The organism is Vibrio sp. E14 (genome assembly GCF_020515785.1).
GTDB classification, from domain to species: domain Bacteria; phylum Pseudomonadota; class Gammaproteobacteria; order Enterobacterales; family Vibrionaceae; genus Vibrio; species Vibrio diabolicus.
In genome coordinates this window covers 191,934-204,860 of record NZ_JAHPJI010000007.1, presented here as the reverse complement: position 1 = coordinate 204,860, position 12,927 = coordinate 191,934, and the positions used below count along the sequence as shown (strand labels likewise).

The 12,927-nt window shown below is 45.2% G+C and carries 11 protein-coding genes; 3 read left to right on the top strand and 8 right to left on the bottom strand.

Annotated features, from left to right (window positions below):
• Positions 1–447: 447 nt before the first annotated feature.
• Positions 448–1,320 (bottom strand): Tim44 domain-containing protein, encoded by an 873-nt coding sequence (locus LIX84_RS18635; RefSeq protein ID WP_226421943.1) that lies wholly within the window; start codon positions 1,318–1,320, stop codon positions 448–450.
• A gap of 378 nt (positions 1,321–1,698) precedes the next feature.
• Here LIX84_RS18635 and LIX84_RS18630 point away from each other — a divergent pair, with 378 nt between their 5' ends.
• The 3 genes from LIX84_RS18630 (at position 1,699) to LIX84_RS18620 (ending at position 5,229) form a co-directional block, all read left to right on the top strand.
• Entirely contained in the window at positions 1,699–2,289 is a 591-nt protein-coding gene (locus tag LIX84_RS18630) for a TetR/AcrR family transcriptional regulator (RefSeq protein WP_006743255.1), read from the top strand.
• Between the two features lie 13 nt (positions 2,290–2,302).
• Entirely contained in the window at positions 2,303–4,177 is a 1,875-nt protein-coding gene (locus tag LIX84_RS18625) for an MFS transporter (protein ID WP_226421942.1), read from the top strand.
• Positions 4,178–4,293: 116 nt separating this feature from the next.
• Complete coding sequence (locus tag LIX84_RS18620) at positions 4,294–5,229, top strand: YeiH family protein (RefSeq protein ID WP_226421941.1); 936 nt, start codon at positions 4,294–4,296, stop codon at positions 5,227–5,229.
• Here the strand turns inward: LIX84_RS18620 and LIX84_RS18615 are convergent.
• From LIX84_RS18615 to LIX84_RS18585, 7 genes are all read right to left on the bottom strand, one after another.
• The gene (locus tag LIX84_RS18615) at positions 5,219–5,407 is read right to left on the bottom strand and encodes a hypothetical protein (RefSeq protein WP_005390556.1); all 189 of its coding nucleotides are present in this window, start codon (positions 5,405–5,407) and stop codon (positions 5,219–5,221) included. The genes LIX84_RS18620 and LIX84_RS18615 overlap by 11 nt on opposite strands.
• Before the next feature lie 100 nt (positions 5,408–5,507).
• Positions 5,508–6,935 (bottom strand): o-succinylbenzoate--CoA ligase, encoded by a 1,428-nt coding sequence (gene menE / locus LIX84_RS18610; RefSeq protein WP_203342224.1) that lies wholly within the window; start codon positions 6,933–6,935, stop codon positions 5,508–5,510.
• On the bottom strand, positions 6,920–7,909 hold the full coding sequence (gene menC / locus LIX84_RS18605) for an o-succinylbenzoate synthase (RefSeq protein ID WP_226421940.1): 990 nt from the start codon (positions 7,907–7,909) through the stop codon (positions 6,920–6,922). Before menC ends, menE begins: the two co-directional genes overlap by 16 nt.
• A 126-nt stretch (positions 7,910–8,035) precedes the next feature.
• A complete protein-coding gene (gene menB / locus LIX84_RS18600) occupies positions 8,036–8,902 on the bottom strand; it encodes a 1,4-dihydroxy-2-naphthoyl-CoA synthase (protein ID WP_005390550.1) in 867 nt (288 codons plus the stop codon).
• Positions 8,895–9,722: a 2-succinyl-6-hydroxy-2,4-cyclohexadiene-1-carboxylate synthase gene (menH, locus tag LIX84_RS18595; RefSeq protein ID WP_226421939.1), complete on the bottom strand. Its 828-nt coding sequence runs from the start codon at positions 9,720–9,722 to the stop codon at positions 8,895–8,897. Before menH ends, menB begins: the two co-directional genes overlap by 8 nt.
• On the bottom strand, positions 9,709–11,427 hold the full coding sequence (gene menD / locus LIX84_RS18590; RefSeq protein ID WP_226421938.1) for a 2-succinyl-5-enolpyruvyl-6-hydroxy-3-cyclohexene-1-carboxylic-acid synthase: 1,719 nt from the start codon (positions 11,425–11,427) through the stop codon (positions 9,709–9,711). The genes menH and menD overlap by 14 nt, the downstream gene beginning before the upstream one ends.
• On the bottom strand, positions 11,424–12,731 hold the full coding sequence (locus LIX84_RS18585; protein WP_226421937.1) for an isochorismate synthase: 1,308 nt from the start codon (positions 12,729–12,731) through the stop codon (positions 11,424–11,426). Before LIX84_RS18585 ends, menD begins: the two co-directional genes overlap by 4 nt.
• Positions 12,732–12,927 lie beyond the last annotated feature (196 nt).

Genomic DNA, 12,927 nt, shown 5'->3' with positions numbered 1-12,927 from the left:
GTTCGAATCCGTCCCCCTCCACCATATTGAAAAAGCCAGCTCATTGAGCTGGCTTTTTTCGTTTCAGACTCTTGATAAAGTAACAAGCCCTTCCTTATTTAACCCAACTTCTCCGCTATTCTCCCTTTGTTTGGCTCCTACTTTAACAACTGGGCCGAAGCGAATCTCCGGCCAAAGTTCGGATCTGGTCGTTGTAATACAAACAATGTACTAGCACTTTGTCCTTGTTTTATCGCAATGACCATATGTGAATGCTAAAAACATTCAGTAAAGCACTTGAGGACTGGCTAGCAAAAAAGATATTCGGCAGAGTTAAGCGCGAGCTATGATGAAGGCTCCACCTGGCAGGTTTTATAAAAATATCTTTCGTAGATACAAACGACAGATACAAAAAATCCCGCAGGGGGTGCGGGATTTTTATTAGTGACTAAATTGGTTTAAAGGTGACTAGCCTTGAATACCAACGATTAACCATGGTGCATTAGGCACAGTCAGGTCACGCTCTAGGTGCCAGATATCTTCGATTTCTTCTTCAACACCTTCTACTGTGTCACGGTAACGACCGCTAAACTGCAGGCTAAGCTGTGCTTTATTTGCATCATAATCGGCACGGACGATCTCTGCATCAACGTACATTACATCAGTATGCTGCTCACCGTCGAGCTTCGCGCGCTCTGCTTTCAGATCTTCAAACAAGCTTGGAGAAACATATTCTTCAATAGTTTCCAGTTGATTGTGATTCCACGCTCCTTGCAGGATTCGGTAGTGTTCACGAGAGCCGTTAATGAACGCTGCTTGGTCAAAGCCCGGTGGGTAGTTATGTGGTACGTCCGTTTGAGCGCCGAAACCACCAAAGCCACCATTATTTGTGTTTGGCTGTTGCTCAAAGTTTTGCATGTTTGGTTGCTCAAACTTAGATGCGTTACCACCAAATGCAGGTTGCTGGCGATGCTGGTTCATACTGCCCTGCTTCGCACCTAGCATACCGCGCATTAATTTAAAGATGACAAAGGCAATCAAACCAATAATTAAGATATCCATAAACTGGATACCTTCAAAAGCACCGCCAAAGAATGCAGCAAGTAGACCACCAGCAAGAAGTCCGCCTAGCAGACCACCCATTAAGCCTTTTTTACTTGAAGACTTCGCCGTCTGATCTTTGCCGACCGTATTGGTGTTTTGTTGCTGTTGTTTTGGTGCTGGCGCTGTTTTGTAGCTCTTACCGAAAGACTTACTGCCACCAAACTTCTTCGCTTCCGCGATAGGCGTTACAGCAACGGTAAACATCAACAGAGCAACAATAGACAATAAACGTTTCATCGTTATCCTTAAAGTTAGCTATCTAAGATTGTGCTCTATCAGACGAAACAACGATTGTTTCAAACAGTAGCACGCCAAAGATGATTGTTACGTCATCATACTCTGTATGCCTGTTGATGAAAACAGCTTACAGAAGCTGACATGTATCAGAATATTGCCAAAGATACAGACTGCTCTCGGTTAACTTCGAGATACTTGGTTCGTTTAGAAATGCTTGGAATGAACTCGCTGCTACTTGGGGATGTTTTACTTGAATTAGAATCAGTGACACAGCTCAGAATCCTGCACCTTGACGTCACTTGAGTATATTGCCTTGTTGACGGTTAATAGGTAGCTGACTATCATATTGAACGATGTTCAATAAAGCAGTTTGAGAGTATGGCGCGCAGAAACGATCACACCAGAGAAGAGTTAGTGAATTTGACTTTAACAACAGTCAAAAACTTTTTAGATGAGAATTCTTACCACGAACTCAGTCTTCGTAAAATCGCTAACATGATTGGTTACGTGCCAAGCACATTAGTCAACATTTTTGGCAACTATAACCTGTTACTTTTACACGTAGTCGCGCAAACTTTAGACGAACTCTCCCAAGAAGCACTGAAGGCGACCAATAGCAGTAAAGACGCTCATCAAGCTCTATTTGAACTGGCTTATTGCTACCACGATTTCGCTCAAAAGCACCCTTACCGTTGGCAGTTAGTGTTCGAGCACAACATGAATGGTGCAGAGCTTCCAGAATGGCATGCCAAACGTATCGACGGGATGACAGGAATGTTGGAGTCACTATTGGCTCAAATCGCACCACATCGTACCGAGTCTGAAGTGATTCAAGCGAGTCGAGTGCTTTGGTCTGGCGTACACGGTATTACTTTACTCAGTGTTGATGATAAATTTTTCTCTAGTGAACCCATTGATGGTAAAGAATTAATCAGTAACCTGCTTTCTAACTACCTCACAAACTGGTAACAAAGGATTATCCATGTCGTCCGACAGACAGCCGTCCTTACTTACGCAAAGAAAGTTCCTACCCTATTTCATTACTCAGTTTTTTGGCGCTTTCAACGACAATATTTTTAAAAACGTTTTGCTGCTGTTTGTCGCCTTCGCGGGATCCAGCGCACTACCTATTTCGAGCAACTTGTTCATCAATTTAGCGGCTGGCTTGTTCATTCTACCGTTCTTTCTATTCTCCGCTTCAGCTGGCGTATTAGCCGATAAATATGAAAAATCATGGTTTATTCGCAAGGTAAAGCTGTTTGAAATCGCCATCATGCTTTTGGGTGCCATTGGTTTTATAACCGAAAGTTATGGTGTGCTTTTGCTGCTACTGTTCTTAATGGGCACACAGTCAGCATTCTTTGGACCGGTTAAATATGCCCTTTTGCCCCAAAAATTAAACGCGAAAGAGTTAGTGCCAGGCAACGCCCTTGTTGAAGCTGGTACCTTTATCGCCATCCTTATTGGTACCCTAGGTGCTGGAATTATCGCCTCAGCAGACAACGCAAAATACCTTGCCGCATTTTGTGTCGTACTCTTTGCATTTTTGGGATATTTGTCGAGCCGATCAATACCCTTTGCAGCCGCCAGCGCACCTAATCTTTCTTTTCGTTGGCAACCGTACAAACAAACTAAACACACGCTATCCATCGCAAAATCAGATCGTGTTGTTTTTCAATGTATTATGGCGATAAGCTGGTTTTGGTTTTTAGGCGCCGCCTATCTAACCCAGTTCCCGAATTTCACCAAGATTTACTTAAATGGCACCGAGAGTGCGGTGTCTTTCTTGCTAGCTCTGTTTTCCATTGGTATCGCGCTGGGGTCGCTACTTTGCAATTGGATCTCAAATCATCGTATCGAAGTCGGTATTGTGCCTATTGGCGCACTTGGCATTACGGTATTTGGGTACTTGATGGCAACCTCCATTCCAAGTGACCTACCTATCTTCCATAACTTTGTAGACTTCTTTAGATATGAGCCTTTTTGGCCATTATTTTTCTATCTATTGATGATTGGCGCCTCTGGCGGGCTGTTTATCGTACCGCTTTACGCATTAATGCAACATAGAGCAAAGGAAACCGAGCGCGCACAAGTCATCGCAGGGCTCAACATCTTTAACTCTCTGTTTATGGTCGGCAGTGCTGTCTTAGGTATTGTGTGCCTGAGTGTCATCAAGATGACAATTCCTCAGCTGTTTGCATTGTTAGCCATTTTGAATTTCTTGGTCGCCGCTTACATTTTTTTGCAAATACCGATATTCGTTGTCCGTTTTGTGGTTTGGATGCTAACTCACACTATTTATCGAGTGAAACATAAAAACCTACATAACTTGCCAGAACAAGGCGGTGCGTTGATCGTATGTAATCACGTGAGCTATATGGACGCCTTGCTACTTAGCGCAGTATGCCCAAGGTTGATTCGTTTTGTGATGGAGGAAGATTACGCCAACCTACCTCCACTAAGACGCTTTTTACGCAGAACTGGGGTAATTCCGATTTCAGCGAGTAACAGAAACTCCATCAGGCGTGCATTTAATGATGTAGAAACCGCATTAAGCGAAGGACATATCGTCTGTATTTTCCCAGAGGGGAAATTAACCTCAGACGGTGAAATGAATGAATTCATGCGTGGCATTGATATTATTCTGCGTCGCAGCCCAGTACCTGTCATACCCGTGGCACTCAAAGGCTTATGGGGAAGCTATTTCAGCCGCGCGAAAGGCCGCGCATGTTGTGGCTTACCGACTCGATTTTGGTCAAAGCTAGAAATTGAGGCCGGACAGCCGGTTCCACCAAATGAAGCAACGGCAAAAACGATGTTCGATAGAGTGCATCAACTTAGAGGCGACTGGCGATAAAAATACATTTGAACACATGTTTAGAATAACTGAACATGTGTTCAAATCATTAAGACAAACTGACCACACTCAGTGCGATATACTCGCGCTTTCATTCACAACAGCGAATAAAAACCTTGAATAGAAACTACCTCTTGTTTGGATTGGCGTTACTCTTTTGCTTAACCCCTTTTGTCTCCTCTCCTATTGCCCTAGTTATTGGTTTTCTACTCGCAAGTTTTGGTTTTGTGCCTTCAGAACTGCCCATTGCTTCTTTTACTAAAAAGCTGTTGTCCTACTCGATTATTGGTTTAGGCTTTGGCATCAACTTTGAGCAAGCACTCTCTGTTACATCGGATGGTATCGGTCTGATTATCGCCACGATTACGGGCACACTGATCATAGGCACTATCATTGCCAGAATAATTAAGTTGGAGCGAGTAACCGCATACTTAATCTCGTCAGGTACAGCAATTTGTGGTGGTAGTGCAATTGCCGCGGTGGCACCAGCGATTAAAGCAAAAGACGAACAGATTGGATTAGCACTGGCAACGGTATTTGTCCTAAACTCCATCGCACTATTCGTGTTTCCTGTGGTTGGGCATGCTTTAGGGCTAGATCAACACACATTTGGTACATGGGCCGCGATTGCTATTCATGACACTTCTTCTGTTGTTGGGGCTGCCTCAGCGTACGGTGAAGAAGCACTAACTACAGCAACAACGTTAAAACTTGCACGAGCTTTGTGGATCATCCCTGTTGCACTGATCAGTGCCGTGATCTTTTCGAGAGACCAGAAAGAGAATGGAACGAAAAAGTTAGTTATTCCTTATTTCATTTTTTGGTACTGTGCAGCCATCGCGTTTAGCGACTTCTTCCCTCAATTTGAAATGGTCTATCACGGTATTTTCGTTGGAGCGAAACAAGCTTTGGTGGTGTGTCTGTTCCTGATTGGTTGCAGCATTTCAATTTCGAAGCTGAGGTCTGCTGGAGCTAAGCCACTGTTGTTTGGTGTAACTCTGTGGGTGTTAATTTCAACCACTTCTCTAATTTGGTTATTGTTTAGATATTAGTGGTCTTCTCATCGTGTTGAGATGACGACGGCTCAAGTTTGCTGTTTTTGTATGTAACAACCAATGCGATAGCGATCAAAAAGGCCGTCAGCTCTGCAAGAGAGCGGGCGAGCCCTTCACTGCTTATTGCAATACCAATTTGTAGTGCTACCGCCGCAATTAATACTAGCTTTACCATCCTGAACCTTATGCCTTTTCTCTCTTCGAAGAAGCATAATTATGATTCAGAGTTATAAGGATACGAAATTCCCTTTCTGACTAATACATAGCAAAATTGACTAATGCTGAATTGATGGCAATAGCCACTCCTTCACTGCCTTCCGAGAAACTTTGATCCCACTTTCTAGTAGCACTTGTGGCATTAAATGGTATTCCACTGGCCATTTAAACTTCTCTAATTTGGATTGCAAATGCAGGTCATATTCCGCTTTGCTGCGCAAATCATTGGTCTGAATCACAGCAACAGGGCGATGACCAAATTCCGCATCTTCGACTGGAACCACTATGCTCTGCACCACGCCATCAATTTGGTTCAATGCTGCCTCAATCTCTTCACAATGAATGTTCTCACCACCAGAGATAAATTGATTGTCGGCACGGCCGATGATCTTTAACTCGTCACCTTGCCACTCACCGAGATCCTTGCTATCGAACCAGCCTTTCTCATCCAGAAACGGAGTAACATGACCTTGATGAAAATACCCTGCCGCTAATGTTTTACCACCGACAAAAATGCGTTGGTCAACCAACTTTATCTTACGATGATTCAATACGTGTCCAGCATTACTGGTACTGTCAATTCTCTTTGCGGTAACGGTAGAGGCTGCTTCCGTCATCCCATAACCTAACCACGCCTCAATCCCTCGTCCTGTTGCTCGCAACGCCAACTCGTGAGCAACGTGGCTGCCGCCCAATAGCACATGCGTCAATGACAAGTGAGCATCATCATCCAATAGCCGTTTGAGCTGCGTTGCAACCAAAGAGGCGTGTGACACGCCCTGAATATCTTCGACAAGTTTTCCTGTACCGATTTTCAATGTCGCTCCGACATATAGCCAACGATATACAATCGCCAATCCAGAGACGTGATAAAGCGGAAGCGACAATAGCCAAGAATCTTGCTGAGTGAAAATGAACTCTTGCAACAAGCCTTCTGCTGAAGCAAGGTGTTGTCGATGTGTATGAACCACAGCTTTAGGCTCCCCTGTCGAGCCAGAGGTAAATACCACTGAAGCGAGCCTGTCATGGTGATAGGCATCTTCAATCACCGCATCACGCTCTTGTTGTGAAACTAAGGGCGGTGAAAGCAATGTTGCCTTGAGTTTTTGTATATCATGTTCAGAAAAGGTCGAAGCGCACTCCTGAGCAAACCAGATAAACCGAGTTTGTTCAGGTTTATAAAGGGTCGCAAGTTTACTCTGTAGCGTATCGAGTGGTTGTACCATGGTCAGCGCGGCAAGTGCACCTAACTGCTTGGAAGCAAGATAAAACAGCAGAGTTTCGACTTGGTTTTTACCTACCAAAGTCAGCACATCTCCCCGCGTTACGCCCAAGTCATTCAAATAGTGAGCGTATTGGTCAATACGTACTGAGAGTTGTTGCCAGTTTAATGTTTCTGTTGGTGTCTTGAGTGCAATAGAAAAAGGGCTCGTTTGAGCCCAATATTTCCACGGTGCCTTCGCAACATTGTCTATGCAGAATGCCACACAATCTCCTGATCTTTCAGAGGAAGAACGGGAAGTTCACACTTAGGCCAGCCTTGCTCTAACTGAGCTTTGAATAGGCCAATCGTATCCAAACCTGGAACTTCATCAGGCAGCTGCCATTGGGCAAAGCGCGCTAATTGCGTTAAACCGAGACTGGATTCAATGCTCGAGCTAATAACCGCTTTCATCCCCAGTGACTTCGCCTTCTCTATCAGTGTAATACAAAAATCCACCGAACCAATGAGTGTGGGTTTGATGATGATCGTTTTCACACCAGTTAGATCTTCAAGACGGAAATCCTCTCGACGAACCGCATCTTGCAACGTTTCATCCCAAGCAATCGCAATACCAGTATTGATAGCAAAAGAGAGACTATCGCCAGGAGAGCGGCACGGCTCTTCCAAAAAGGTAATGCGCTGACGCAGAGACGGAGTAATGTATTTAGCAAACTGCTGCGCTTTTTCTGGTGTCCAAGCGCGGTTTGCATCAAGTCGAAGCGTTAATTGAGGGATAGATTCAAGGAAAAGGTTCACAAGCATGCCATCGCGAATTGGCTCATAAAGCCCGACTTTTACTTTCGCGACTTTCTCGCCTTCCATTTCGTTCAGCTTTGGAATGAGCTCGTCTGGGTCACCAGTACACAGCGGCGCTGTTTGATACTTACCTTGTTGGGGCAGGCCACCAGCCAACTCTAACTTTGCCATCGATAAACCAAACGCGACCGATGGATACATGTTGGTGTAATCCACATCCAATCCTGCTACCCAACGCTCCGCTTGTTCTTGTAGCTGAATACCAGCATCTTCGGTGCTCTCTAAACTAAAACCAGGAAGAGGAGCGACTTCTCCAAGCCCTATTTGGTCACCTTCAGAAAGCGCAACAACATAACTAACACGTTCAGTTAGCTTATTGTCTCGTAGGATGACACCACTATCCATGGGCAAGCTATAACGATAAATTTTCGCTTCACGCATAATTCGAGTCCTATGTAATGCCGTATATTTGAGCGTTCTGGCGAGCAATCCCACCAGCCTCCCAGAGGGCGAGGCGCTCAGGAAAAATGGAACAGAGGAGCTAAAACACTCCTCTTTTTATACGGATTATGGGTTACGAGGGAATTTGTCGAAGTCTGGGCGACGTTTCTCGTTGAATGCGTTACGACCTTCTTGGCCTTCATCGGTCATGTAGAACATCATCGTTGCGTTACCCGCAAGCTCTTGAAGACCTGCTTGACCATCACAGTCCGCATTCAATGCAGCTTTCAGGCAGCGTAGCGCCATTGGACTATGCTGAAGAACTTCACGACACCAACGAACGGTTTCTTTCTCTAGTTCTTCTAGCGGCACAACCGTGTTGACCAAGCCCATGTCTAACGCTTCTTGTGCGTTATAGAAACGACATAGGAACCAGATTTCGCGTGCTTTCTTCTGGCCTACGATACGAGCCATGTAAGACGCGCCCCAACCACCATCAAATGAACCCACTTTAGGGCCCGTTTGACCAAACTGCGCGTTGTCCGCTGCAATTGTTAGGTCACACATCATGTGCAGTACATGACCGCCGCCAACAGCCCAGCCAGCAACTGATGCGATCACAGGTTTTGGACAAGTTCGAATATCGCGTTGGAAGTCCAATACGTTTAGGTGGTGTGTACCTTGCTCGTCTTTATAGCCGCCGTAGTCGCCACGGATCTTCTGGTCGCCGCCAGAACAGAATGCGTCTTCACCTAGACCTGTCAGAATGATCACGCCAACACCAGAGTCATAACGCGCATCTGCCAACGCATCAATCATCTCTTTTACTGTTTGAGGGCGGAATGCATTACGCACTTGTGGGCGTGCAATGGTAATTTTCGCGATACCATCTTCAGATTTATGGTAGTGAATATCCTCGTATTTCTCGCTGCAATCTTTCCATTGAACCGGAGCGTAAAGTTCTTCTTCAGAAATGCCTACTGTTTTAGCCATGGTGATTCCCATTGTTCTCGTTACTCTCACCAAAGTGAGATTGAATTATTTGCTTAATATGCATCGCAAATTGTTGGGGCTGCTCTTGATGAACGTTATGTCCTGCGCCTTCAACTTGTCGATACGCCAACCCGCTACGTTGTGCCAGTTGACTAAATTTTTGGTCTTTCGCGCCACACAAGTAATACATCGGTATATTCTGCTTTTTCAGTGTGGGCAACAAATACGCCTGCTTGGCTAACGATGTTGCCATCAGCATGCTCGCGACCGCCGAGCCAAGATTATCACTTCGCTTCGCAATTAATGTTTGTCTTTGCTCATGGTTTAGTGAAGAAAACACCGCTTGCTGATACCAATCGTTCAAAACACATTCAAGTGGTTCAGTTTTGAAACGCTTTGCCCAGCGAGCATCATTCTCCAATCTCACCTGTTTCTCTGACTCAGTTTGAAGCCCGAAGTTTCCCCCTTCCACAATTGCACCCACAATATTGAGATCTGGGAAGCATTGATTGGCAATACCATGCATCGCAATACGACCGCCCATCGAGTAACCAATCAAAATAAGTGGTTGTTGCGGAGGAAATAATAAAGATAGTGTGGAATTAAGAAGTTTGCAGCAATCATCGAGATCGTTGCACTTTGTAAACTGACTGCGACCATGCCCAGGAAGGTCTATAACGACTCGTTCAAACTGAGTCAGCTCATCCAAACAAGCTTGCCAATCAGCACCACTTCCTAAAAAGCCATGCAAAAACACCAGAGTGGGAAGGTCGCCACTTTGGTGTTTTTCAGTTGAAGAGAGACGCTCAGAGTGAAGCATGCAGGCTCTTATTAAATGCCTTTATCAACTCTGCGGCTTGGCTTGGTGGGGTTTGAACTTCCACCAGCAGTGTGCCTTGGCCGCTCGACAGGTGCTCGGCAACCATTGCTTGATACATTTCTAACGTAGTTGGCTTCTCATACTTTAAACCAAACTGTTTGGCTGCATGTTCAAACTGATAACCGTGGGGCATTTGGTAGTACGCAGTGCGATGCTCCTGAGGCACCGGTAACATATCGAAAATTGCGCCACCATCATTGTTTGTGACCACAAGTACCGTCGGCAGTTTATTGTGAGAAAACAGCGCTAGTGAATTGAGATCATACAGTGCTGATGTGTCACCAATATACAGCAGTAACGGATTACCTCTTGCTCGCTGCACACCTGATGCGGTAGCAAACAAGCCGTCAATGCCTGACGCGCCTCGGTTAGTGAACACTTCTACATCATCAAGTTTGCCGTACATATCGACAAGTCGAACAAACAAACTGTTACCCAAAAAGACATCAGCGTTTTTAGTGCGCTCGTTGATGTCTGCTGCCAACGCAATTTCGTCAATGGCAGAAGCTGAATCAGATAGAAAAGCTTCTTCGATACGTTGATGAACTCGCTTAACTCCATTCGCTAACTTATCAGCCCAACCAGCAAATATTGGCTTCTCAAAGCTAATGCGAGAAACCCAAGTTTGAGGAAGCTCAACCCAGTGCATTTGCGCCAGATGATTTTGGTTATTACGGTCAATACGCGACGAGATATACCAGTATTGAACGTCTTTACTTTGTTGATTTTGCGAAACTTGTTTATAAATCCATTGGTTCAAACGTTTGGAGATGATTCGGCTACCAAATTGGATAATAAGTTCACAAGATTCAAGCTCGTTTGCGAACTCGGGAAGTTGAAGCCATACATCGTAATGCGCCCAATCCGAACTGAGACCACTTTGCGGGTCTGCAAGTACTGGCCATCCCATCTTTTGTGCAAATGCCTGCGCCGACTTCGCTTGTTCAAGCGGTAAGCTGCCAATCACAACCAAGCCTTTTTTATCCGCACAAGACGTGATGTGCGCCTGTGACAAGTGGTTAAAACGCTGAGTATAAGTACCACTTCCTTTTCGCCATCCGGCTACCGAGTCTAAGTAGGTTTGATAATCCGCTTTTGCGCCGTTGGAATACAAAGGCTCTGGAAATGCACAGTTAATATGAACAGCACTACCTTGCAGTTGCTGAGTAAACATCACTTCGTCAACAGAGGTCAGCAACCAATTAAGCGATGTTGTTAAAGTTGGGCTTGGTAAATTCAAGCTGGCCGAGACATGATGTGAAAAAATACCCAACTGGTTAATCGCTTGGTTTGCGCCACAGCCAACGAGCTCCATCGGACGATCCGCAGTGAGCAGCACCAGCTTTTCACCAGTAAGCCTAGCCTCCGCAACGGCTGGTAATAAGTTCGCCACTGCCGTACCAGAGGTAACGATGATTGCCACTGGCTCTTGAGTAGCTTTCGCTAAGCCAAGAGCCATAAAGCCGAGACCACGCTCATCAAAGTGAGTATGAATAGAAAAATTGGACTGTTCTGCCGCCTCTAAAGTTAAAGGAGTAGAACGAGAGCCAGGAGCGATACAAACATGCTTAACGCCAAATCGCTGAAGCTCAATCAATATGGTTTCTGACCAAATTCGATTGAGCACCGCTTGGTCATGATTCATGATGCGACTCCTAACGGGGGGTGATCAGAAATCAGCGTAAGTAACGTCGACATTTTCTTATCAAGTTCCGCCCACTCATGCTCTGCTACAGAGCCTGGCACAATACCTGCGCCCGCAAACAGTTGTACTTGGTCACCGAGAACAAGCGCGCTTCTGATCGCGACACAAAACTCTGCTCGTTCATGGCTTATGTAACCCATTGACCCCGCGTACCAGCCGCGCGCAAAGGGCTCATTATCAAGAATAAACTGCATGGATTCTTGTCGAGGTAAGCCAGCAACCGCCGCCGTCGGCTGAAGCGCCGATAACAACTGAACACCGTTTATTCCCGTCTTTAGGCTCGCGTGAATATTTCGCTTGAGGTGTTGCACTTTTCGTAGCCTAACCAAACTTGCCTCGGCCTCCACTTCAACCGCTTCGGAATGCGGTGATAGGCGATCAATAATGTCATCAACCACATATTGGTTTTCATTGAGGTTCTTTTCATCTTGGGATAACCAATTCGCCAACTCCATATCGTGAGTGGCGTTGTCCCCTCGACCAATCGTGCCTGCTAACGCTTCGGTATGAAGTTCGTGCCCTACGCGAGAATACAAACGTTCTGGCGTAGAACCCATAAAGCTGTGTTTGCTGTCTAAGCTCAGCATGAAATGGAAACTATGATGGTTATTTAAGTAACTCGCTTTCAGCAATTGTGCAGCACTTAATGTGTTATCAAGCTGCACGGTAGAGCGACGCGCCAATACCACTTTCTTAAAATCATCATTCTTTATACCAGTCAGAACTTTATGAACTAACTCATTCCATTGAGGCTGACTTGGCGTATGAACAATAAAGCGGATGTGAGAAGAAATCGGAGCTAAGGTCGCGACCTCACAAACCAGTTTATGCAGTCCTGCTAGGGTTCGCGCTTTGTCTTCTGAAATATTAACTGCGAGAGACCATTGTTGATCAAAACGAATTAACTCAATTTGAGGCAAAAAGAAGAAAGAAGGCATACAGCGACGATTCTTCTCATGCTGGCCGTCAAAAGAGCGTCCGCCCCAGACTCGTTGCCCTTCACCTAGAATGGTATAAGCAGGGCCTGGCTCAACAAAAGCGTGTAATTGCCCTAGTGCAACGACCTCTTCACGAGTATCGCGGGACTGCCAGTAGAATTTAGGGAAAAGTGGTTGTGCATCAAGCCAATCAATAAATGAGAAATTAGGTTTCTCGCTCAGGGGCTCGACCAGACGTGTTTGATTGCCTTCCGCTTGCTGAACTCGCTCGATAATTCTCTTTACGGCTTGATGGAACTGTGACAAATCAACCTCGTAGTATGTGAGGATAAATGGTAACTGACGGCTACTCTAAGTTTAGACCCAAAGCAAATCAAGGTCGTATGCGATCTTTTGCAAAATCCTGTGATAGCAAACGAGCAAAACTTAACCAGCAAACAGATAATTTACAGATATATATTCTAATAAAAAACAAATTATTGTATTTTAATAAAGAAATTAA